Genomic DNA, 20856 nt, shown 5'->3' with positions numbered 1-20856 from the left:
TCTACCTGTTCGGCAGCTGTCCAGGATCTTGAGCCGTTGCGTCAGATTGTCGGACGATCATATAATCCTGCGGTGGTCGAGCGGTGGCAGGTGACGATCGTCAGGTACGGCACGCGACAGACCGTGCGCAGCGACGTCTACCTCAATCATCACCTGTACGGCGAGCCCGACGGGCCGATCGGCATGGACTACTTCTTCTGGGTCCTGCGCAACCGGGCGAGCACGATCGTGGTCGACACCGGGTTCTCGGCCGTCGGCGGGGCCAACCGCAAGCGCACCACGCTGATCGAACCGGCCGCTGCCCTCGACGCGCTCGGCGTCGACCGGGCCGCCGGGCCGCCGGTCGTGGTCACCCACGCCCATTACGACCACATCGGTAACGTGGACCTCTTCCCGTCCTCCGAGGTGCACATCGCCGCGGCTGAGTACGACTTCTGGACCGGCCCGTACGCCCACCGCACGCTCGTGCACCACTCCGTGGAGGACGCCGAGATCGACCACCTGGCCTCGGTGCGGGCGCAGGGCCGGCTCCGGACCTTCGCCGACGAGGCCGAACTGGCCCCCGGCGTACGCCTGATCCGGGTCGGCGGCCACACGCCCGGCCAGACCGTCGTGCTGGCCGAGACCACCGCCGGCCCGGTCCTGCTGGCCTCCGACGCCGTGCACTACTACGAGGAGTACGAACGCAGCATGCCCTTCACCCAGGTGGCCAACCTGATCGACATGTACGCCGCGTTCGAGCGCATCCGCGGCATGGTGGACTCGGGCGAGGTCCGGCACCTGGTCTCCGGCCACGACCCGGACACCCTCGACCGCTTCCACCGGGTCGACGACTGGCACGCCACGATCGGGGAGGAATCATGAGGATCGGCTTCGCCGGGCTCGGCAACATGGGCGGCCGGATGGCCACCTGCGTGGTCAAGGCCGGCCAGGAGGTGCTCGGCTACGACGTACGCGAGGAGAACGTCACCGCGGCCGGCGCGAGCGTGGCCGCCTCGGTCGCCGAGGTGACCGCGAACAGCGACATCCTGCTGCTCTCGCTGCCGGACAGCACCGTGGTCGAGGCGGTGGTGCTGGGCGACGACGGGGTGCTGGCCCACGCCCGCCCGGGGCAGATCGTCGTGGACCTCTCCACGGCCGCACCGGATTCCACCGTACGCATCAACGCCCTGCTGGCCGAACGCGGCGCCGCCTATCTCGACGCCGGCATCTCCGGCGGGGCCGCCGCGGCCGAGAAGGGCACGCTGACCCTCATGGTCGGTGGTGACGAGGACCCGCTGACCCGGGCCCGTCCGGTGCTGGATCTGTTCGCCAGCAAGGTCTTCCACTGTGGACCGAGCGGGTCCGGGCACACGGTCAAGCTGCTCAACAACTTTCTCAACGCGATCGCCCTGTCGGCCACGGCCGAGGTCATGGTGGCGGGCAAGAAGGCCGGCCTCGACCTGGAGACCCTGCTGGCCGTGCTCAACGCCGGCTCGGGGGTCAACTTCGCCACGCTCAACCGGTTCCCGAAGATCATCAACGGCGACTACCTCAAGGGCGGGCTCACCAACAGCCTGATGCTCAAGGACGTCAACCTGTACGTCGAACTGGTCGCCAAGCTCGGCGTGGCCAGCCTGAACGCGGCCGGGCCGGTGGCCAGCTTCGGCATGGCCCGTGCCCTCGGCTACGCCGACGAGATCAGCAACACCGTCGTTGACGCCATCGGGGACCTCTCCGGCGGCGTGCGGCTGCATTCGCGAGAGGAACCCGGAGCATGAGAATCGTCCACGGCCGGGCCGAAGGCAGCCGGTCCGAGCAGCGCGCCACGGTCACCGGGGAGGCGTGGTTCGACCAGGTGCTGCCGGCGACCGACGGGACCACCATCGCCACGGTGTTCTTCGCGCCCGGCGCCCGTACCTTCTGGCACAGCCACGAGAACGGGCAGATCCTGCAGGTGCTGTCCGGGCGGGGCCTGATCTGCACGGCCGGCGAGGAGCCGCGGACCATCCAGGCCGGTGACACGGTGTGGGTGCCACCGGGCGAGCGGCACTGGCACGGCGCCGCCCCCGAATCGTTCATGTCGCACACCGCCATCTCGCTGGGCGAGACCCGCTGGGCCGAGGAGGTCGCGTGATCGGCTTCGTGGGGCTGGGCAACATGGGCGGCCCGATGTCCTCGCGCCTGGTCGCGGCCGGTTACGAGGTACGCGGGTACGACGTTTCACCGCAGGCGTTCGCGACCTTCGACGGCGTTCCGGCGACCCGCCTGGCCGAGGCCGTGACCCCGGCCGACGTCGTCATCCTGATGCTCCCGAACTCCGACGTCGTCGAGGCCGTCCTGGACGAGGCCACCCTCCGCCCGGAGGCCGTGGTCGTCGACATGAGCTCCTCCGAGCCGATGCGGACCCGGGCGCTGGCCGCCCGGCTGAAGAACACGCTGATCGACGCCCCGGTCTCCGGCGGGGTCAAGGGCGCCCGCAACGGCAAGCTGACCATCATGGCCGGGGGAGCGGCCGGGGACATCGAACGCGTCCGGCCGGTCCTGGAGCAACTGGGCACCGTCACCCGGGCCGGCGACGTCGGCAGCGGCCACGCCGTCAAGGCGCTCAACAACCTCCTCTCCGCCACCCACCTGCTGGTCACCAGCGAGGCGATCCTGGCCGGCGAGAAGTTCGGCCTCGACCCGTCGGTGATGCTGGACATCTTCAACAGCTCCAGCGGCCGCAGCGGTTCGACCGAGAACAAGTGGCCCAACTTCGTGCTGCCCGGCACCTTCGACTCCGGCTTCGGGCTGCGGCTGATGCTCAAGGACATGCGCATCGCCACCGGGCTGGCCGACCAGGTGGGCGTACCCGATCCGCTCGGTCAGGCCGCGGTCGACCTGTGGGCGCGGGCGGCCGAGGCACTGGACCCGGGCGCCGACCACACCGAAATCGTGAACTGGCTGCGAAAGGACGAGTCCCGGTGACGCTGACCGCACGGCAGGAGGAGATCAAGGCCGAGTTCATCCGGGTACGCGGAGCGTGGAGCGCGACCTGGGACGCGGTGCTGGAACTGGATCCGGAGTTCCTCGCCGCGTACCTGAACTTCTCGGCCGTGCCGTGGCGCAAGAACCACCTCGACGACAAGGTCAAGGAGTTCATCTACATCGCCATCGACGCGAACGCCACGCACATGTACCTGCCCGGCGTCCGCCAGCACATCAGGGCGGCGCTCAAGCTCGGCGCCACGCCGCAGGAGATCATGGAGGTGCTGGAGCTGTCGGCCACGCTCGGCATCCACGCCATGAACATCGGCGTACCCATCCTGGTCGAGGTGTTGCGCGAGAAGGGGTTGCGGACCGGGCCGGCGCCACTGACCGACCACCAGGAGCAGCTGAAGTCCGAGTTCACCAAGACGCGCGGGTACTGGCACGCGTTCTGGGACGAGATGCTGGAACTGGACCCGGAGATGTTCGAGGCGTACACCGAGTTCTCCTCGGTGCCGTGGCGCACCGGCACCCTCGAACCGAAGGTCAAGGAGTTCGTCTACATCGCCTTCGACACCGCGGCCACCCATCTCTACACCAAGGGCCTCAAGCTGCACATCGAGAACGCGATCGGCTACGGCGCCACGCCGCAGGAGATCCTCGAGGTGATGGAGATCGCCGCCGTTCTCGGCATCCACGGGGTCACCGCGGCGGCGCCCCTGCTCTTGGACGAGCTCAGCCGGCTCGAAGAGATGCGGGCGGGCGGCCGAACCAGCGACGGCACGAACGGCTGAACACGGCCGGATCGGCGAACCCCAACCGGACGCTGATCACGGCGGCCGGCAGGTCACTGTCGCGCAGGAGGTCGCGGGCACGGTTGCGGCGGACACAATCGAGGATCTCGGCGTACGTCAGACCCTCGTCGGCCAGCGTGCGCTGCAAGGTGCGCGGGTGCACGGCCAGCACCCGGGCGACGTCGGCCAGCCCCGTCGACCGGGAACCGAGCCGATCGGTCAGCGCCTGCCGGACCCGCCAGGCGAAGTCCGAGCGGGCCGGGATGCCCGACAGCAGGCCGGCCGGCAACCGCAGCAGTCCGGCGTCCCGGCCGAACCGCACCCGTACGCCGAACGCCTGGTCGTAGCTCCGCGGACTGCCGGCGGGCAGGTGCACCGAACGCAACCCGTAGTCGCCGGCCAGCCCACGCAACTCGTGGTGCAAACGCAGCAGCGTGCCCGCCGCCGATCCGGTGCCGCCGCGCAGGCGCAACCCGACGATACGGCGCGCCCCCTCCGGATCATCGACGATGGAGAAAAGCGGCCCGCACCGCGCGGTCAGTTCCTCGGCGACGTTCGACACCCGGCCGAGGGTACGCCGCCGTGAGGAACATCCTGTCGTCCTCGATCAAGGACATCGGCCGTCACCGGGCCTAGCGTCGCCCCGGTGAACGACACTGAGGTGATCATCGTCGGTGCCGGACCGGTCGGGCTGCTCCTGGCGGCCGAGCTCCGGCTGGCCGGCGTCCGCACGCTCGTCCTGGAGCAGCTGGCCGAGCCGTCCCCCTACACCAAGGCGGGCGGCCTGCACGCCCGTACGCTGGAACAACTCGCCATGCGTGAGCTGACCGGTCCCTTCCTGGAGGGCGGCGTGCCGGTGCCGGCCTGGCACTTCGGCTTCCTGGAGCAGCGGCTCGACCTGAGCCGGCTGGACAGCCCGTACCCGTACATGCTGGCCTTCCCGCAGCACCGCACCGAGGCCGTGCTGCAGGACCGCGCGATCGAGCTGGGCGTGGACATCCGCCGTGGCGTCCGGGTGACCGGCCTGCACGTCTCGGCCGACGGTGTCCGGGTGACCGCCCAGACCGGCGACACCTTCGACGCCGGCTGGGTGGTGGGGGCCGACGGGCCCGGGAGCGCGGTGCGCAAGCTGGCCGGCATCGGCTTCCCCGGCACCGACGCCGACATCTCCTCGTTCGTGGGTGACGTGCGGGCGACCACACCGCCCCGGCCCGGCTACGGCGTGCAGAACGAGCGCGGCGCCCTGATCGTCGCGCAGCTGTCCGGCGGCCTGTTCCGCTTCGCCGGCTACGACCCGGCCGGCCCCGACCGCGCCGGATCCGACCTGACGCTGGACGAGTTGCGGGAGACCGTCGCCCGCATCTCCGGCCAGGACTTCGGCCTGCACGACCCGGCCTGGCTGAGCCGGTTCGGCAACGCCACCCGGGTGGCCGAGGCGTACCGCCGCGGTCGTGTCCTGCTGGCCGGCGACGCCGCCCACATGCACGCCCCGGCCGGCGGGGTCGGCCTCAACCTGGGTCTGCAGGACGCCATGAACCTCGGCTGGAAACTGGCCGCCGTCGCACAGGGCCGCGCCGACGCCGGCCTGCTGGACACCTACCACGACGAACGGCACCCGTGGGGCCACGACGTCGGCGAGCACACCATGGCCCAGACCGCCCTGATCACCGCGACCGCCCCGACCGGCCAGGCCCTGCGCCGGCTGTTGGCCGACGCGATCGCCACCGTGCCCGAGCTGTCGCTGCGGTGGGCCCGCCGGCTGGCCGGCCTGGACGTGCGCTACGGCACCGATCCGCTGGTCGGCACCCGGGTGGCCGAGATCTCCCTGCCGGACGGCCGCCCCGGCCACCTCGACCTCCCGGGCCTCGGTCCGGTGCTGGTCCGCCCGGACGGCTACGTCTGGAGCAAGGCGGGCGACACTCCCGAGCCACGCGTCAGCTGGTGACCGCAGCGGGCAGGCAACATGTGAGTGGTTGGCAAATCGGGCATCGCCGACGCGGATGCCCGATTTGCCGCCGACTCAGTCGGTTTTGTTCCGGCCGGCGCGGGGCTTGGCCGATCGGGGCGGGGTGGCCGCGCGGACGTGGTCGCGGACCCGGCCGAGGATGTCGTTGAGGGCAGCCAGATCGGGCTCGCTCAGAGGGTCGATCAGCATCCGCCGGACCCGGTCCACGTGGCCGGGGAACAGGGCGTTGACCAGGTCGCCGCCGGCCTTGGTGATGGTCACCATGATGCTGCGCTCGTCGTCGGGGGACGGTGCCCGGGTGATCAGGCCGCGCTGTTCGAGCAGGCCGGCCTGGTAGGTCAGGCCACTGCGGCTGTACATGACGCCGTCGGCCAGGTCGGTCATGCGGCGCCGGCCGTCGGGGGCGTCGAGCAGGCGGGCGAGGATCTGGAACTGCACGTAGCTCAGTTCGCCGTCGGTGCGTAGATGCTCGTTGATGGCGTACTGGAGAACGCTGCTCACCTCCATCAGGGTGAAGAAGGCGGCCAGCTGTTCGTCGTTCAGGCCTCGCGGTGTCCGTCTACTCACACCTCCACTCTACTTGCTTTGAATTCGAAGCGTGCTACCTTCGCCCTATGCTTCGAGTTCGAAGCAGATGGTGATAGGAGAAGCTCGATGTCCGACAAGAAACTGATCACCGTGGTGGGCGCGACCGGAACCCAGGGCGGCGGGGTCGTGGCCGCCGACCTGAGCGTGGTGGCCGGCGAACCGGTGGCGTACCGGCCGCCGACCCACGACCAGTTCCGCGGCTTCGGCTTCCCGGGCGCGGTCGAGCTGGGCAAACGCTAGTTACTTGTAGAGCAGCTGGCCGGCGGTGGTGCCGACCAGGCGGCGGATGTCGGACTCCGGGATGCCGGCGTCGAGCAGGGCGCGCACGGCTCGACGGTAGAGGGTCACGGGCAGGGGATTGGTCTTCTGCCCGGAGTCCGAGCACAGGATGGTCCGCTCGACGCCCACCTCCCTGATGAACGTGAGCAGCTCGTTCAGGTCGCGGCGGCGTTCGGGCTTGCCGAAGTACATGATGACCTCGTGCTCGATGGTCACGCCCTGCCGGGCCCAGGCCACGGCCTGCGCCACGTCGGCGCCGACGACGAAGATCGGGTGGTTGACCAGGATGCGGTCCACTCCGGCGGCGACGGCGGCGTCGATCAACTTCTGAGCCTCGGGTACGCCGAGATGCCCGCACGTGAGAACGGCGTGTTCGGCCGCGATCACGTCGAGGATGTCGCGTACCTCGGGCCGAACCTCACCGTCGTCGCCGAGGATGGTGATGACCTCGTTGGGCCGCAGGTCCACCTCGGGCGTGGGGAAGCCGGTGTCGTGGTGCTCGTGGTGCGAGATGTGCGCGGCCGACGACAGCGTCGGGAACCAGACCATGCGGCCGCCCATGCGCAGCGCCAGCTCGACCGCGTACGGGTTCAGGCCACCGACCGTGCGGTTGAGCGCGACCCCGCCGTACACCTCGGTCGAGATCTTCCGCAGGCCCGCGGTCTGCAGGGCGAGGATGTCGGTGACCATGCTGTGGTGGTGCGACTTGGCCACGATCGCCTTGAAGCCCACCGACGCCGCGTCGCGGGCGGCGTCGAGGATGCTCATCCGGCGCGGGAACGGGCTCGGCCCGGGGTGCTGGTGCAGGTCCACCGCGCCGTTCAGCAGCGCGTCGGCCTCCGGGTCGGCGACCTTGCGGTCCTCGTCGGCGTCCAGGTTGAACGGGTAGTCGACGTCGGTCATGGGGGTCCCTTCAGTTGGCGGTGGTGCGATCGCCGGTCGTGAGCGCGTCATTGCTCGCCTTTGGCGGTGGTGCGGTCGCCGGTCGTGAGCGCGTCATTGCTCGCCTTTTGGATGAGGACCTGGTCCTCGGGGCGCCAGTGGGCGACTACCTCGGCGCCGGGGTCGACGGTGGCGGGTGCGCCGACCGGCAGCACCGCACAGCCGACCGAGTCGTCGCCGTAGGCGAGCTCGATGCGGTAGTAGGTGCCATAGAACGAGACGTCGGTGACGGTGGCCTTGGTGGTGGTGTGGCCGGCCGGCACCAGGTCGGGGGAGAGCGAGACGTGCATGCGCTCGGGCCGGACGATCAGTTTCTCGTCGGCCGCGGTGAACACGTTGGACTCGCCCAGGAACTTGGCCACGAACTCGGTGGTGGGCCGGTGGTAGAGGTCGGCCGGCGTACCCACCGCCACGATCTTCCCGTGGTTGAAGATGGCGATCCGGTCGGACAGTGTCATCGCCTCGTCCTGGTCGTGCGTGACGAAGACGAAGGTCAGCCCGAGTTCGTCGTGCAACCGCTTGATCTCGCGCTGCAACGACTGCCGCAGCTTGCGGTCGAGCGCGCTCAGCGGCTCGTCGAGCAGCAGCACGCTGGGAGAGAAGACCACCGCTCGGGCCAGCGCGACCCGCTGCTGCTGGCCGCCGGAGAGCTCGTGCGGGCGGCGGTTCTCCATGCCGCCCAGGTCGACCAGCTCCAGGGCCTCGCCGACGAGCCGGTTGGCCTCGGCCTGGGGCACCTTGCGTTCGCGCAGCGGGAAGGCCACATTCTGAGCCACCGTCAGGTGCGGGAACAGCGCGTAGTTCTGGAACACCATGCCGAAGTTGCGCTTGTGCGGCGGCGTACGGGTGATGTCGGTGCCGTTCAGCGACACCCGGCCGGCGGTGGGCTCGGTGAACCCCACGATCATGTTGAGCGTGGTCGTCTTGCCCGAGCCGCTCGGGCCGAGCAGCGTGATGAACTCGCCCGGCTGGATGTCCAGGCCGATGTGGTCCACCGCGGGAGTGCCGCCGCCGTACTGCTTGACCAGGCCGGTCAACTCGACCCGGCCACCGGCGGCGCTGATCGGTGAGCTCATTTCCTACCTCGCTTCTGGGCCGGCCCGCGGAGCTGCGCGAACAGGATGGGCACGCTGACCAGGACCACCATCAGGCTGGACGCGGCCGAGATGGTCGGGTCGATCTGCACGGTGACGCTGTTGAACATCTGCACTGGCAGCGTGATCGCGCCCGGTGCCTGCAGGAACAGCGCGATGACGACCTCGTCGAGCGAGGTGACGAAGGCCAGCACCGCGCCGGACAGGATGCCGGGCAGCACCAGCGGCAGCGTCACCCGCCGGAACGCCGAGGACGGGCTGGCGCCGAGCACGGCCGCCACGTGCGGCAGCCGCGCGTCCATGCCCTGCAGGCGGGCGGTCACCGCGATCACGACGAACGGGATGGCCAGGGCGGTGTGGGCCAGGATGATGCCGATCAGCGTGCCGTTCAGCCCGAGCCGCAGGAACGCCGAGAAGACGACCAGGGCGACCAGGATGTGCGGGACGATCATCGGCGACAGCAGGAACCCGTTGGCTACGCCGCGGATCCGCGGCTTGAGCCGGGCCAGCCCGAAGGCGGCCAGGGTGCCCAGCACGGTCGCGAAGATCGCGGTGTAGATGCCGGTCTGCAGCGTGTTCAGGATCGCCGCGACCCACTCCGGTGAGGTGAACAGCTCCTGGTACCAGCGCAGCGACCAGCCCTGCGGCGGGAACTGGAAGGTCTGGGCCGAGGAGAAACTCATCGGGATGACGACCAGTGTGGGCACGGCCAGGATCAGAGCCACGACCGTGGTGTGGACGCGCAGCCAGGGCCGGATCTCCCCCCGGGAACCGGCGGCCCGGTTGGGGGTGGCCCCGGCCGCCGCCGCGGTCAGGTTGGCCCCGGCCAGCTTGCGGCTCAGCCCCAGCACCGCGAGGGTGACCACGAGCAGGAACATGCCCATCGCGCCGGCCCCGCCGAAGTCCAGCAGCTCCTTGGTCCGGATGTTGATGACCTGCGCGATCATCGCCGTGCGGGACGAGCCGAGCAGGGCCGGCGTGACGTAGAAGCCGAGCGCCAGCACGAACACCAGCGACATGCCGGCCACCACGCCCGGCGTCGACAGCGGCAGGTAGACCCGGCGGAACGCGCGGGCCCGCGGCGCGCCGAGGCTCTGCCCGGCCGCCACCAGCCGCCCGTCGATCTGCTCCATCGCGCTGTACATGGGCAGCACCAGGAATGGCAGCAGCACCTGGGTCATCGAGATGCCGACGGCGGCCGTGGTGCCGAGCAACGTGACCTGGCCCAGCCCGAACAGCCCCAGGAACTTCTGGATCACGCCGCCGTCCTGCATCAGGACCATCCAGGCGAAGTTGCGGGCCAGCATGGACGTCCAGAACGGGATGAGCACGACGGTCACCAGCACGGCGCGCATGGTGGGTCCGGACAGGGTCATGGCGTACGCGTACGGATAGGCCAGCAGCACGCCGACCACGGCGACGACCAGCGCCACCAGCAGCGTCCGGCCCAGCACGCGTAGCGTGTAGCCGTCGGTGAACAGCGACGCGTAGTTGCTCAGCCCGGGCGACGGCTCGGTGAAGCTGTCCGCGACCACGTTCACCAGCGGCACCACGAACAGCACGACCAGGGCGACCAGGGCCGGGAGGAGCAGCAGCCAGCCGCTGCCCCTCATCCGGGCGAGCCAGGGCGCCCTGGCCGCAACTGTCGGGACGGACATCCGTCAGCCAACCTTCCAGGCGGTCCAGCGCTTGACCAGCGCGTCGGTGTTCTCGATCCACCACTTCTTGTCCTGCTCGACCGTGGTGCCGCGATCGGGCAGGAAGGCGTTGAACTTCTTCTGCTCGTCGGTGTAGCCGACCGAGTTCAGGTCGACGTCGGCGCGGGCGGGTGCGGTGCCGGTCCGCTTGGCGTACGCCTTGGCCTGCTCCGGCTCGGTGACGAAGGCCAGCATCTGCTGGGCCAGGGCCTTGTGCGGGGCGCCCTTGGGGATGACCAGCACGCCGATGTCGGTGGTGTTGAAGTCCCACACCGGCACCAGGTTGGCGCCGCTCTGCTTGGACACGATGGTGCGGGCGGTGACCGTGAGGGTCATGCTGGCCTGTTTGTCGACCATCATCTGCTGGATCGCGCCGTAGCTGGCGGCGAACACCATCGAGCTCTTGATGGTGTCGATCTTCTTCAGCGCGCGCTCGACATCGAGGGGATAAACCTGAGCCGGGGGTACGCCGTCGGCGACCAGCGCGGCCTCGAGCAGGCCGGCCTTCGGGTAGTCGTAGACGACCCGCTTGCCCGGGAACTTCTTCACGTCGAAGAAGTCCTTGATCGTGGTCGGCTTGGCGCCGGGGTACATGTCGGCGTTGTAGCTGAAGATGTTGGCGTACCGGTAGGTCGGCACGAAGCAGTCGCCGGTCGTACCCTCGGGGAACTTCTTGCGGTCGAGCGCCGGGTCGTCCAGCTTCTCGAACAGCTCACCACAGTAGGCGCCCGCGTAGATCCAGCTCATGTTGGCCAGGTCCCAGATCGTCTTGCCGGACGTGACCATGGTGCGGACCTGGGCCTGCTCGGCCGGGCTGATGTTGGTGAACGTGGTGCCGTTCTTGGCTGTGAACGGTTCCTGGAGGGCCTTCTTCTCGTCGTCCTGGAACTGGCCGCCGGTGCTGGCCCAGGTCAGCTTGTTGTCGCCGGACCCTCCGCTGCCGGAGTCGCCGCCCACACCGCACGCCGATATCACCAGGGAGGCGGCGGCCAGCACCGCCACGATTCGATATGTCGTCATCTGCATCGCCTTTGATTGGGCCGGGGTTTGTCAGTCGAGGGGCAGAGTTAACTGAGGGGCCGTGCCATGCGCCGGCTGATCGTCTCGGCGCCGGCCAGCAGGGCCCGGGCCACCGGAGAATCGGTCCCCTCGGGTACGAACTGAGTGATGTCGACGACGGCCATGGTCGCGACGACCTGGCCGGCGGGGTCACGGACCGGTACCGCGACGGCGCTGATGCCGTCCTTGGCGCTCGGCCGGACCGAGACGCCGGTCTCGCGCACCTCGGCCAGCTCGGCCTCGGATGCCCGGGTCGGGGTGACGCCCTCGCCGAACCGGTAGTAGGACCGGTCCTTGAAGGCCCAGAAGACCACCGTCTGCGCCGCGTTCGGGCCGAGCTGACTGCCGACCGCGATGGAGACGTGTGCCGTCCGGCTCCGGTCCTCGCGCACCCGCGCCACCACGGGGCAGGTGCCGTTCCACACGCTGAGGACGACCGTGTGCCGCAGCCGGGCACCGAGGTCCTCCAACACCGGACCGGCCAGGTCGACGACTCCCAGCCGGGACAGGGCCAGTGTGCCCAGCTCGGCCAGGAGGACCCCGAACTCGTACCGGTTGCGGTCACGACGTCGCAGGAGACCGTGGTTCTCCATGGACGCCAGATAGCGATGGGCGGTGGACTTGCCGACCCCGAGTTCCTCGGCGGCCGACACGAGATCGATGGTCTCGTTGCCGGCGAGCAGCCGAAGCAGCTGGACGACCCGGGCCACGACCTGAAGGTCACCACTGGCGATCTCCACCGGTGCCTCCGATCATGGTCTCTGTCCCGCATTGCGGGGCGGTTGTCCAGCTATCCGGTATTCGAGGAATCTAGGTGATCTCTCCTGACGCCTGTCAAGGGTCGGGGAAGATTTCCGCCGTAAGTCCCACTTGTTAAATGCGGTGGGTGACGTGATTGTATGATTGCCCTACAATCCTTGGCTAGTGTTCGGGAGGCAGAACATGCGCGGACTTGCGGGCCGGGTCGCGGTCGTGACGGGTGCGGCCGGTGGGATCGGCGCGGCGACCGCACGCCGGCTGGCCGAGGAAGGGGCGAGCGTCGTCGCGGTCGATCTCGACGAGGCCCGGGTACGCGACCTCGCCGCGTCCCTGCCGTCCGACGCGATAGGTGTCCGCGCCGACGTGTCCCGCGAGGACGACGTCGCCGCCTACGTCGAGGCGGCCGTGGCCCGCTTCGGGCGCATCGACCTGCACCATCTCAACGCCGGCATCCCGGGCTCGTTCGCCACCCTGCCGTCGCTGTCGGTCGAGGACTTCGACCGGGTGATGGCCGTCAACGTGCGCGGCGTGTTCCTGGGGCTGCGGGCGGCGTTCCGGCGGTACGCGGACCAGAAGAGTGCCGGGAACGTGGTCATCACCGGCTCGATCGGGAGCCTGCGCGGATCGGCCGACCTGCTCGCGTACCAGACGTCCAAGCACGCGGTCGTCGGCCTGCTGCGGGGCGCGGCCATGTACGGCGGCCCGCTGGGCGTACGCGTCAACGCCGTCGCTCCCGGCATCGTCCCTACGGATCTGTTCGCCGCGAATGCCGTCCGGGGAGGCGGGCCTGTGGCCGGCGGCAAGGACGACATGTCCCGCCGGGCCGCCAGCACCCCGTTGCGCCGGGCCGGCACCGCCGAGGACGTGGCCGGCGTGGTGGCCTTCCTGCTCTCCGACGACGCCGCGTACATGACCGGCGAACTCGTCTCGGTCGACGGCGGCGCGAGCATCGTCAGCACGGTCCGCCCGTCCGGTGGCGCCGGCGCCTGGGACTTCGAGTCCTACGACCGCGCCCTCTACTCCACCCGGTGGTAGCCCCGCCCGGGGCTACCACCGGGGTTGGCAGTGGTAGCCCCGCGCGGTGTCCGGGTGCGCGACACCGCCCTGGGCTACCGCTGGGTTTGGCGGTGGTCGGCCGGGGCGGTGTCCGGGTGCGCGGCGGCGCCCAGGGCTACCACTGAGGGTCTAGATGCCGGCTTCGGTGCAGAGGCGCTGGTAGACGCCGGTGCAGACCTCGGCGCGGTCGATGACGCCCTGCTCGATGACCGACTTGATGTTCTCTTTGGTGATCCCGACCGGGTCGAGCTTGATGAACGGCAGATAGACGCCGGACACCGGATCCTTGATCTGGTCGACGACCGTGGGCACGTCGCCCTTGTAGAGGTCGATGGCCAGCGCGGCCGCCTTGTCGGCCTGCGGCTTGCTGTTCTTGAACACGGTCATGCACTGGTCGCCGGCCAGGATGTGCTGCAGGCCCTGCGCGGTGGCGTCCTGGCCGGTGACCGGGACCCGGCCGTTCAGGTTCTTCGACCGCAGCACGTCGATGACCGCGTTGGCGATGCCGTCGTTGGCGGCGAGCACGCCCTTGGTCTTCGGCTGCTGGTCCAGCATCTGCTTGAAGATGACGCCCGCGTCCTTCTCCGACCAGTCCGGCACCCACTGGTCCGGGCCCTTGGTGTAGCTGGCCGCGTCGTACAGCGGCTGCAGGACCGAGTCGTACCCCCGCTTGAAGTCGGAGGCGTTGTTGTCGGTGGGTGAGCCGTTGAGCTCGACCACCACCGGGTTGCGGTACTTCATGGCCCGCAGGCAGGTGGTCAGGTGCTGCCCCTGCAACTCGCCGACCTTGCGGTTGTCGAACGAGACGTAGTAGTCGGCGCCGCCGTTGAGCGTGAGCCGGTCGTAGTCGATCGTCTTGATGCCGGCCGCCTTGGCCTTGTCCAGGACGGCCTTGCCGGACTCCGAGTCCAGGTTGGCGATCATCAGGACCTTCACGCCGCTGGCGATCATCTGGTCGGCGATCTGCCCGAACCGGGCCCGGTCGCCCTGCGCGTTCTGGATGTCGACCGGCACCCCGGCCGTGTCGAAGGCGGCTTTGAGATATTTCTTGTCCTGCTTCTCCCAGCGCACCGACGAGGTCGTGTCGGGCAGGATCACGCCGATCGTGCCGGTACCGACCGGGCCGGTCCGGGACGCGCCGGCGGCGGCGTTGTCGTCATCGGAACAGCCGGCCAGACCACCGGCGGCGAGTGATCCCAGCACAGCGAATACGGCGAACGCCTTGCGCATCAAGCAGCTCCTCGAAGCGTCGTCGGGTAACGGTCGCTTCGGAAGACGTGCGCAGTTGCTGCCCGGTTCACCGATTCCGCCCGAATGTGCGAAAGAACCGGTTCGTAGGCTTCGGCGGGCTTGACGCGCCGCCGACGAGCGTGATCCTAGGAGACGGCCGGTGGCGCCACCACCTCGATGTCCGTATGGACGTCGACAATGACCGGACGCCCCGCCGACAGCGCCTGATCGAGCGTCTTGGCCAGGTCGCCGGGCCGGTCCACGCGCAGGCCGAGGGCTCCCATCTCCTCGCCGATCCGGGCGAAGTCGACGTCCCGGTACTGCCACATCTCCCGTGAGCGTGCGGTCGCTTCCCCGCCGTACGCCCGATCGAAGCCTCTCTTGCTCTGGTTGCCGCCGGCGTTGTTGTTGACCACGGTGACGACGTTGATGCCCCGCCGCGCGGCCGTCTCGACCTCGGCCAGGTGGTAGTAGAAGCCCGCATCGCCGGTGAACACCACCACCGGCCGCTCCGGCGCCGCGCACTTGGCCCCGATGCCGGCCGAGAACGCCCAGCCCAGGTGCCCGGCCGCTCGCAGGTAGTCCTGGCCCGGCGCGGTGACGTCGTGGAACTGGGCCATCCACATCCCGGCGTGCCCGGTGTCGACGACCAGCACCGCGTCGGCCGGCAGGCCGTCGGTCAGCTCGGCCGCGATGCGTTCCGGCCGGATCGGGACGGCGTCGCTGGTCAGCACCTCGCGATAGCGGTCGCGCCAGGCCGCCTTCAACCGTTCGCACTCGGCCGTCCAGCCCGGCCGTCGCCGCGGCTGGGCCAGCGCCAGCATCCGGGTCAGGGCTTCCCGCGCATCGGCCACCACCGACGCCCGCAGGGGATAGTTGCGGCCGAGCTCGGCCGGTTCCAGGTCGATCTGGACGGCCGGGGTGCCGATCGGTGGCACGGCCCAGAAGTGGGTGGTCATGCTGCCGGTCTGGGTGCCGACGAAGCAGACCAGGTCGGCCCGGTTGACGATGTGGTTGGCGCACTCGCGGGAGTAGGTGCCGACCACGCCGGCCGCGAGCGGGTGGGTGCCGGGGATGGTGTCCTTGCCGTTGGCCGAGGTGGCGACCGGGATGTCGAGCAGCTCGGCCAGCGCGATCAGCTCGGCCCCGGCATCGGAGGCGCGCACCCCGCCGCCGGCCACGATGACCGGGCGTTCGGCCGCGGCGAGCACCCCTAGCACCTGTTCGACGTCGGCGTCGGCGGGCTGTGGGCGTACCGCGGGAACCCGCGCGAAGCGCGTCTCGACGATCGGCTCGACAGCGGTCTCGGACAGGTCGAGCTGGCCCTCGTTGCCCTGGATCTGCAGGTGGACCGGGCCGGGCCGCCCGGTCGTGGCCACCCGGAAGGCGTGCCGCAGCATGTCCGGGAAGCGGTCCGCGTCGTCGATGGTGGCGTTGTACTTGGTCACCGGGTCGAACGCCGGCAGGTCGTCGATCTCCTGGTAGACGTGCCGGAACTTGGTCGTGGGGGAGCGGCCGCCGGTCAGCGCCAGCACCGGGAACCCGGCCAGGAACGGTTCGCGCAGGCCGGCGGCGAGGTTCAACGCCCCGATGATCTGCGCCGCCGCGACACCGGGCCGGCCCGACACCCGGGCGTAGCCGTCGGCCATGTACGCGGCCGCCTTCTCGCCGTGGGTGACCACCCGCTGGATGTGTGGGTGGTGCCGCTCCAGCTCGGCCATGGTGCGCCGCAGGATCGCCGGTACGTGGAAGAGATGGGTCACGCCGTAGCCGTCGAGCATCTCGGCGAGGACGCGGGCGCCGGTGCGGCCGGTCATGCCGCGGTGATCCCGACCGCGGTCTCCTGACGTACCTCCTCGATCACCTTCTCGGCCAGCCGGAACGACTCCAGGGCGGCCGGCGCGCCGCAGTACGCCGCGGTCTGCAGCAGCGTCTCCTGGATCTCCTCGACCGTCACGCCGTTACGCAGGGCGCCGCGCACGTGCACGGAGAACTCGTGCGGCCGGTTCAGGGCGGTGAGCATCGCGAGGTTCAACAGACTGCGGGTACGCCGATCCAGCCCGGTCCGCGACCAGACGTCGCCCCAGCAACTCGCCGTCACGTATTCCTGCACCACACGGGTGAAGTCGGTGGCCTGTCGCAGCGACCGGTCCACATGGGCGTCGCCGAGTACCTCACGCCGGACCTGGTCGCCGCGTGCGAGCCGGCTGTCGTCATCGCTCATGCGCTAGAGCGTACGACGATCATACAATCTGAGGGAATAGCCCTTCGCCATCTCTCCTCCTCGGCTCCTTATCCGTCCTGTTCAGCCAGGGCTATCAGGCCCGCCCGGCCGGCTTCCTCGACGTGCCGGGCACAGGCCGCCCCGGCCGCGTCGGCATCGTTGGCCAGCACCGCGTCGACGATCGCGTGCAGTTCCTTGACGCTGTGCTCCTGCCGGCCGGGAATCGACAGCGACAGCGAGCGCAGCACGCTCACCCGCGCGTGCAGACCGCCCACCACCTGGCGCAGCGCGATGTTTCCGCCGCCCTCGAACAGCACGTCGTAGAACGCGTCCTTGGCGGCCAGAATCGGCTGGTCCCTGGCCGCCAGCCGGTCGACCTTCTCCAGGGCGCGGGCCAGCGCCTTGCGCTGCGCGGCCGACGCGTTCTCGACGAACAGCCGCCCGGCCAGCGCCTCCAGTGCCGAGCGGACCTGGTAGAGCTGGCGTGCCTCCTCGGCGCTGACGCTGGTGACGACCGTGCCCTTGTTGGGGATGGCGGTGACCAGGCCCTCGGCCGCGAGCTCGCGCAGCGCCTCGCGAACGCTGGTGCGGGAGACGCCGGTCAGCTCGACCAACTCGCGCTCGATCAGCCGTTGACCGGGTGCCAGTCGCCGGTCGAGGATCGCCTGGCGGAGGTTCTCCAGCACCTGCGATCGGATGAGGGCCGGGTTGCGCTCCACGCGCAGCGCGTTGGTCTGGGTCACCGCTGCCCTCCAAGCTCGTCGAAGACGCCTGGCGACATCGTACCGAGCGTCCCCCCGACCGGCGTACCGTTGTTTCAAATCGTATGACGATGCTACAATCCGTGGACCCAAAACCCCTCGTGAGGAGCACCATGACGCGGCCGGGTTTCACTCGCTCATCAGGCTTCGCGGCCCGGCTGGCTTCGGCCGACCGCCCGCTGATCGGCACCTGGGTCAAGATCCCGGCGCTCGAGCCGATCGAGATCCTGGCCGACGCCGGGTTCGACTACATCGTGATCGACCAGGAGCACGCGCCCCTGACCTTCGAGTTCGCGTACCAGGCGACGGTCGTGGCGCAGGGCGCCGGCCTCTCCGTCGTGGTCCGCGTACCCGACCGCAGCGGCAGCCACCTGCAGCGTCTGCTCGACGCCGGCGTGGACGGCATCCTGGTGCCCCGGGTGACCTCGGTCGAGGAGGCGAGCGCCGCCGTCCGCGGGATGCTCTTCTCGCCCCGCGGCGACCGGGGCCTCGGCACCACCTCCCGGGCCGGCCGCTGGGGCGGCACCCCGCGCGACGAGTACCTCCGCTTCGGCGACGAGCAGGTGCTGCGCGGCGTGCAGCTGGAGGACCGCGGCGCCGTCGAGGACGCCGAGGCCATCCTCGACATCGACGGCCTCAACGGCGTCTTCCTGGGCACCGGCGACCTGACCCTGTCCACCGGTCTGGCGCTGAACGATCCCGAGATCCAGAAGCTGACCGACTTCCTGCTGGCCGCCGCGAACGCACGCAACATCCCGGTCGGCACCGCCGTCGGAACCGCGCAGCAGGCCCGCGAGGCCGCCGAGCGCGGCTTCCGGTACGTCATGGTCAGCAACGACACCAGCCTGCTCCGATCCGCGGCGACGTCGATCGTCGCGGACTTCCGCGCGTAGAAAGGCCCGTCATGCCGTTCGAGTCGAATGACCTCCGCTCCACGCTGCCCACCACCAAGGAGGTGATCCCGGAGCGCTTCTCCGGCGCCGAGCACGTCCAGTTCGGCGACATCGCCCCGGTGGAGAAGGGCGACGGCGTCAACACCTGGTACGCCCGCGGCCAGAACTTCGTCGTCGGCTACTCCGACCTCGACGGCTCGGTGACCTTCGCGCGTCCGGATCAGCCCGACGAGTACGTGGTGCTGCTGGCCGACGACGGCCTGTCGGCGACGGCCTCGGCCGGTTCCGCCACCGAACAGGTCAGCGGCAAGACGATGCTGGTCCTGCCGCCCGGCGACAGCACCGTGACGATCACCGGACGCGGGCGCGTGGTCCGCCTGCTCACCACCCGGTCGCCGGACGTGGCCGAGCTGGCCGCCAACGCCGGCTCCTACGACGAGCGGCACGAGAACATCGCGCCCTGGCAGCCCTGGCCCGACCCGGTCGACGGGTTCAAGATCCGCGCGTACGACCTGACCGTCCCGCCGCTGTCCAACCCGCCGTTCCGGCTCTTCCGGTGCACCACCTTCATGGTCAACTTCATCGACCCGAAGCAGGGCCCGCGCGACCCGGCCAAGATGTCACCGCACAAGCACGACGACTTCGAGCAGTGCTCGATCGTCCTCGAGGGCGAGTACGTGCACCACATCCGCTGGCCGTGGACCACCAACAAGGCCAACTGGCGCGAGGACGAGCACACCCGCGTACAAGCGCCGTCGGTGACCGTGATCCCGCCGCCGTCGCTGCACACCAGCGAGGCCATCGCGCCGGAGCGCAACCACCTCATCGACGTGTTCTCACCGCCGCGCTTCGACTTCTCGGCCATGGAGGGCTGGGTGTTCAACGCCGACGAATACCCGGCACCATGAGCCGGTTACGCGTCGCCATCATCGGCGCCGGGCTGGGCGGCATCGCGGCCGCGGTCAAACTGAAGAAGAGCACGAGCGCCGAGATCACCGTCTTCGAGCAGTCGGCCGGGGTCGGCGGGACCTGGTACGACAACCGGTACCCGGGCTGCGAGGTCGACGTGCACTCGCACGCGTACTCGTTCTCGTTCCTCAAGTACGACTGGCCGCGTACCCACGCCACCCAGCCCGAACTGCTCGCGTACGCCAACCACGTCGTCGACCACTTCGGCCTGCGCCCGCACCTGCGGCTCAGCACCCGGGTGACCGCCCTGGTGTGGGAAGAGACGTCGAGCACCTACACGCTGTCCACCGAACACGGCGACAGCCTCACCTTCGACGTCGTGATCTCGGCGCTCGGCCTGCTCAGCGTCCCGCGCTACCCCGAGTGGCCCGGGCTCGACACGTTCACCGGCCCGGTGTTCCACACCTCCCGCTGGAAGGAGCACGACCTGGCCGGCAAGAACGTCGCGGTCGTCGGCACCGGCTCGACCGCGGTGCAGATCGTGCCCGCGATCGCCCCCGACGCCGCCAATGTGTACGTCTATCAGCGCGAGCCCGGCTGGATCGAGCCCAAGAACGAGCGCGAGTTCACGCCCCGCGAACGCTGGATGTACAGGCGTGTGCCGCTGGCGCAGCGGATCAGCCGCGCGCGGATCTTCCACAAGGGCAATCTGCGCTTCAAAGGGTACGACGTGAACTCGCGCCGCCAGCGGCTGATGCGCTCCTCGTGCGAGCGGTTCATCGACTCCACGATCGCCGACCCTGATGTTCGTCAGGCCGTCACGCCGGACTACCCGTGGGGCTGCAAGCGGCCGATCCTGTCGTCCACGTTCTACGGTTCGCTCAACCGGGACAACGTTTCGCTGGTCCCGCACGCGGTGACCCGGGTGTTCCCCGGTGGCGTGGAGGACGCGACGGGCTCCGTACGCGACATCGATGTCCTGATCCTCAGCACCGGTTTCCAGCCGACCAAGTTCTTGGCCGGCCTCGACGTCAAGGGCCGCGACGGCCGCGGCATCCACGACGTGTGGCGCGAGCGGGCCACCGCCTTCATGGGCATCACGGTGCCGGGCTTCCCCAACTTCTTCATCCTGTACGGGCCCAACACCAACGGCGGCGTATCGGTGATCGCCCAGCTGGAGCGGCAGGCCGAGGTGGTCGTGGGGGCGGTGCGGAGGCTGGCCCGCACTCATCGCCGCACGATCGACACCTCACCGGCGGCGGCTCGCCGTTTCACGGCCTGGGTCGACCGGCGCCTCGCCTCGAACGCCTCGGCGATGAACTCGGGCTGCCACAACTACTACCACGACGGCTCGGGCCACAACGTGACGCAGTGGCCGGGCGGTCACCTCGCCTATGCCCTCGCCACCCGGGTGATCGCCCGTTTCGGCCTGCGCTCACCGAGCTAGCGCTCACCTTTTCGGTTGCTCGCGCTCGGCGGTGTGCCGGGTGGGTTCGCCGGCTTGCGCCTGCCGGTGTGCCGGGCCGGTTCGCTTGGGTTGGTGGTAGGTCTGGGCGGTGTCGGTGGGGGGGGGGGGGGGGGCCGACCCCCCCCCCCCCCCCGCCCCCGGGGGGGGGGGGGGGGGGGGGGCCCCCCCCGGCGGGGGGGGGGGGGGTG

Annotated in this window: 22 protein-coding genes; 11 read left to right on the top strand and 11 right to left on the bottom strand. The window is 70.0% G+C overall.

Features of this window, described 5'->3' with window-relative positions; translation table 11 throughout:
• The first annotated feature begins 72 nt into the window (after positions 1–72).
• The 5 genes from ACGFIO_RS41735 to ACGFIO_RS41715 are packed head-to-tail and all read left to right on the top strand — an operon-like array spanning position 73 to position 3743.
• The gene (locus tag ACGFIO_RS41735; protein ID WP_392836188.1) at positions 73–864 is read left to right on the top strand and encodes an N-acyl homoserine lactonase family protein; all 792 of its coding nucleotides are present in this window, start codon (positions 73–75) and stop codon (positions 862–864) included.
• Positions 861–1760, top strand: a complete 900-nt coding sequence (locus ACGFIO_RS41730) for an NAD(P)-dependent oxidoreductase (protein WP_392836185.1) — start codon at positions 861–863, stop codon at positions 1758–1760. The genes ACGFIO_RS41735 and ACGFIO_RS41730 overlap by 4 nt, the downstream gene beginning before the upstream one ends.
• Complete coding sequence (locus ACGFIO_RS41725; RefSeq protein ID WP_392836182.1) at positions 1757–2116, top strand: cupin domain-containing protein; 360 nt, start codon at positions 1757–1759, stop codon at positions 2114–2116. The genes ACGFIO_RS41730 and ACGFIO_RS41725 overlap by 4 nt, the downstream gene beginning before the upstream one ends.
• A complete protein-coding gene (locus ACGFIO_RS41720; RefSeq protein ID WP_392836180.1) occupies positions 2113–2949 on the top strand; it encodes an NAD(P)-dependent oxidoreductase in 837 nt (278 codons plus the stop codon). Before ACGFIO_RS41725 ends, ACGFIO_RS41720 begins: the two co-directional genes overlap by 4 nt.
• A complete protein-coding gene (locus ACGFIO_RS41715; protein ID WP_392836178.1) occupies positions 2946–3743 on the top strand; it encodes a carboxymuconolactone decarboxylase family protein in 798 nt (265 codons plus the stop codon). Before ACGFIO_RS41720 ends, ACGFIO_RS41715 begins: the two co-directional genes overlap by 4 nt.
• Here ACGFIO_RS41715 and ACGFIO_RS41710 read toward each other — a convergent pair.
• Positions 3685–4305: a helix-turn-helix transcriptional regulator gene (locus ACGFIO_RS41710; protein WP_392836175.1), complete on the bottom strand. Its 621-nt coding sequence runs from the start codon at positions 4303–4305 to the stop codon at positions 3685–3687. The two genes, ACGFIO_RS41715 and ACGFIO_RS41710, sit on opposite strands and share 59 nt — an antisense overlap.
• An 84-nt stretch (positions 4306–4389) precedes the next feature.
• Between ACGFIO_RS41710 and ACGFIO_RS41705 the strand changes: the two genes are divergently transcribed.
• Positions 4390–5688: an FAD-dependent monooxygenase gene (locus ACGFIO_RS41705; RefSeq protein WP_392836173.1), complete on the top strand. Its 1299-nt coding sequence runs from the start codon at positions 4390–4392 to the stop codon at positions 5686–5688.
• A 75-nt stretch (positions 5689–5763) separates the two neighbouring features.
• Here ACGFIO_RS41705 and ACGFIO_RS41700 read toward each other — a convergent pair whose 3' ends face one another.
• Positions 5764–6276: a MarR family winged helix-turn-helix transcriptional regulator gene (locus tag ACGFIO_RS41700; RefSeq protein WP_392836171.1), complete on the bottom strand. Its 513-nt coding sequence runs from the start codon at positions 6274–6276 to the stop codon at positions 5764–5766.
• A gap of 87 nt (positions 6277–6363) precedes the next feature.
• Between ACGFIO_RS41700 and ACGFIO_RS41695 the strand changes: the two genes are divergently transcribed.
• Positions 6364–6537, top strand: coding sequence for a hypothetical protein (locus tag ACGFIO_RS41695; RefSeq protein WP_392836169.1), 174 nt, complete (start codon positions 6364–6366; stop codon positions 6535–6537).
• Here ACGFIO_RS41695 and ACGFIO_RS41690 read toward each other — a convergent pair whose 3' ends face one another.
• From ACGFIO_RS41690 to ACGFIO_RS41670, 5 genes are read right to left on the bottom strand one after another with little or no spacing between them, the layout of a single operon-like run.
• On the bottom strand, positions 6538–7479 hold the full coding sequence (locus ACGFIO_RS41690; RefSeq protein ID WP_392836167.1) for a DUF6282 family protein: 942 nt from the start codon (positions 7477–7479) through the stop codon (positions 6538–6540).
• Between the two features lie 47 nt (positions 7480–7526).
• Positions 7527–8594 (bottom strand): ABC transporter ATP-binding protein, encoded by a 1068-nt coding sequence (locus tag ACGFIO_RS41685; protein WP_392836164.1) that lies wholly within the window; start codon positions 8592–8594, stop codon positions 7527–7529.
• Positions 8591–10270 carry an ABC transporter permease subunit gene (locus ACGFIO_RS41680; RefSeq protein ID WP_392836162.1) on the bottom strand — a complete coding sequence of 560 codons (1680 nt, stop codon included), beginning with the start codon at positions 10268–10270 and terminating at the stop codon, positions 8591–8593. The genes ACGFIO_RS41685 and ACGFIO_RS41680 overlap by 4 nt, the downstream gene beginning before the upstream one ends.
• A 3-nt stretch (positions 10271–10273) precedes the next feature.
• Entirely contained in the window at positions 10274–11329 is a 1056-nt protein-coding gene (locus ACGFIO_RS41675; protein ID WP_392836160.1) for an extracellular solute-binding protein, read from the bottom strand.
• A gap of 47 nt (positions 11330–11376) precedes the next feature.
• Positions 11377–12108, bottom strand: a complete 732-nt coding sequence (locus tag ACGFIO_RS41670; RefSeq protein ID WP_392836158.1) for an IclR family transcriptional regulator — start codon at positions 12106–12108, stop codon at positions 11377–11379.
• Positions 12109–12310: 202 nt separating this feature from the next.
• Here ACGFIO_RS41670 and ACGFIO_RS41665 point away from each other — a divergent pair, with 202 nt between their 5' ends.
• The gene (locus ACGFIO_RS41665; RefSeq protein ID WP_392836156.1) at positions 12311–13162 is read left to right on the top strand and encodes an SDR family NAD(P)-dependent oxidoreductase; all 852 of its coding nucleotides are present in this window, start codon (positions 12311–12313) and stop codon (positions 13160–13162) included.
• A 150-nt stretch (positions 13163–13312) separates the two neighbouring features.
• Here ACGFIO_RS41665 and ACGFIO_RS41660 read toward each other — a convergent pair whose 3' ends face one another.
• The 4 genes from ACGFIO_RS41660 to ACGFIO_RS41645 form a co-directional block, all read right to left on the bottom strand.
• Complete coding sequence (locus ACGFIO_RS41660) at positions 13313–14413, bottom strand: sugar ABC transporter substrate-binding protein (protein ID WP_392836153.1); 1101 nt, start codon at positions 14411–14413, stop codon at positions 13313–13315.
• 146 nt (positions 14414–14559) lie between these two features.
• Entirely contained in the window at positions 14560–16230 is a 1671-nt protein-coding gene (locus ACGFIO_RS41655) for a thiamine pyrophosphate-binding protein (RefSeq protein ID WP_392836151.1), read from the bottom strand.
• The gene (locus ACGFIO_RS41650) at positions 16227–16637 is read right to left on the bottom strand and encodes a carboxymuconolactone decarboxylase family protein (RefSeq protein WP_392836149.1); all 411 of its coding nucleotides are present in this window, start codon (positions 16635–16637) and stop codon (positions 16227–16229) included. Before ACGFIO_RS41650 ends, ACGFIO_RS41655 begins: the two co-directional genes overlap by 4 nt.
• 68 nt (positions 16638–16705) lie before the next feature.
• Positions 16706–17380, bottom strand: coding sequence for a GntR family transcriptional regulator (locus tag ACGFIO_RS41645; protein WP_392836147.1), 675 nt, complete (start codon positions 17378–17380; stop codon positions 16706–16708).
• Between the two features lie 131 nt (positions 17381–17511).
• Here ACGFIO_RS41645 and ACGFIO_RS41640 point away from each other — a divergent pair, with 131 nt between their 5' ends.
• From ACGFIO_RS41640 to ACGFIO_RS41630, 3 genes are read left to right on the top strand one after another with little or no spacing between them, the layout of a single operon-like run.
• Positions 17512–18291, top strand: coding sequence for an HpcH/HpaI aldolase/citrate lyase family protein (locus tag ACGFIO_RS41640; protein WP_392836144.1), 780 nt, complete (start codon positions 17512–17514; stop codon positions 18289–18291).
• A gap of 11 nt (positions 18292–18302) precedes the next feature.
• Positions 18303–19199 carry a hypothetical protein gene (locus tag ACGFIO_RS41635; protein ID WP_392836141.1) on the top strand — a complete coding sequence of 299 codons (897 nt, stop codon included), beginning with the start codon at positions 18303–18305 and terminating at the stop codon, positions 19197–19199.
• A complete protein-coding gene (locus ACGFIO_RS41630) occupies positions 19196–20647 on the top strand; it encodes a flavin-containing monooxygenase (protein ID WP_392836138.1) in 1452 nt (483 codons plus the stop codon). Before ACGFIO_RS41635 ends, ACGFIO_RS41630 begins: the two co-directional genes overlap by 4 nt.
• Positions 20648–20856: the final 209 nt, after the last annotated feature.

Origin of the sequence: Actinoplanes sp. NPDC049265 (assembly GCF_043197135.1) — a bacterium.
Taxonomy (GTDB): Bacteria; Actinomycetota; Actinomycetes; order Mycobacteriales; family Micromonosporaceae; genus Actinoplanes.
This window is presented reverse-complemented; position numbering and strand designations above follow the sequence as displayed.

Coding starts and splice junctions, on each gene's coding strand:
- ACGFIO_RS41730 (WP_392836185.1), top strand. CDS start 861: ATGAGGATCGGCTTCGCCGGGCTCGGCAACATGGGCGGCCGGATGGCC.
- ACGFIO_RS41725 (WP_392836182.1), top strand. CDS start 1,757: ATGAGAATCGTCCACGGCCGGGCCGAAGGCAGCCGGTCCGAGCAGCGC.
- ACGFIO_RS41695 (WP_392836169.1), top strand. CDS start 6,364: ATGTCCGACAAGAAACTGATCACCGTGGTGGGCGCGACCGGAACCCAG.
- ACGFIO_RS41690 (WP_392836167.1), bottom strand. CDS start 7,479: ATGACCGACGTCGACTACCCGTTCAACCTGGACGCCGACGAGGACCGC.
- ACGFIO_RS41685 (WP_392836164.1), bottom strand. CDS start 8,594: ATGAGCTCACCGATCAGCGCCGCCGGTGGCCGGGTCGAGTTGACCGGC.
- ACGFIO_RS41680 (WP_392836162.1), bottom strand. CDS start 10,270: ATGTCCGTCCCGACAGTTGCGGCCAGGGCGCCCTGGCTCGCCCGGATG.
- ACGFIO_RS41675 (WP_392836160.1), bottom strand. CDS start 11,329: ATGACGACATATCGAATCGTGGCGGTGCTGGCCGCCGCCTCCCTGGTG.
- ACGFIO_RS41665 (WP_392836156.1), top strand. CDS start 12,311: ATGCGCGGACTTGCGGGCCGGGTCGCGGTCGTGACGGGTGCGGCCGGT.
- ACGFIO_RS41660 (WP_392836153.1), bottom strand. CDS start 14,413: ATGCGCAAGGCGTTCGCCGTATTCGCTGTGCTGGGATCACTCGCCGCC.
- ACGFIO_RS41655 (WP_392836151.1), bottom strand. CDS start 16,230: ATGACCGGCCGCACCGGCGCCCGCGTCCTCGCCGAGATGCTCGACGGC.
- ACGFIO_RS41650 (WP_392836149.1), bottom strand. CDS start 16,637: ATGAGCGATGACGACAGCCGGCTCGCACGCGGCGACCAGGTCCGGCGT.
- ACGFIO_RS41640 (WP_392836144.1), top strand. CDS start 17,512: ATGACGCGGCCGGGTTTCACTCGCTCATCAGGCTTCGCGGCCCGGCTG.
- ACGFIO_RS41635 (WP_392836141.1), top strand. CDS start 18,303: ATGCCGTTCGAGTCGAATGACCTCCGCTCCACGCTGCCCACCACCAAG.
- ACGFIO_RS41630 (WP_392836138.1), top strand. CDS start 19,196: ATGAGCCGGTTACGCGTCGCCATCATCGGCGCCGGGCTGGGCGGCATC.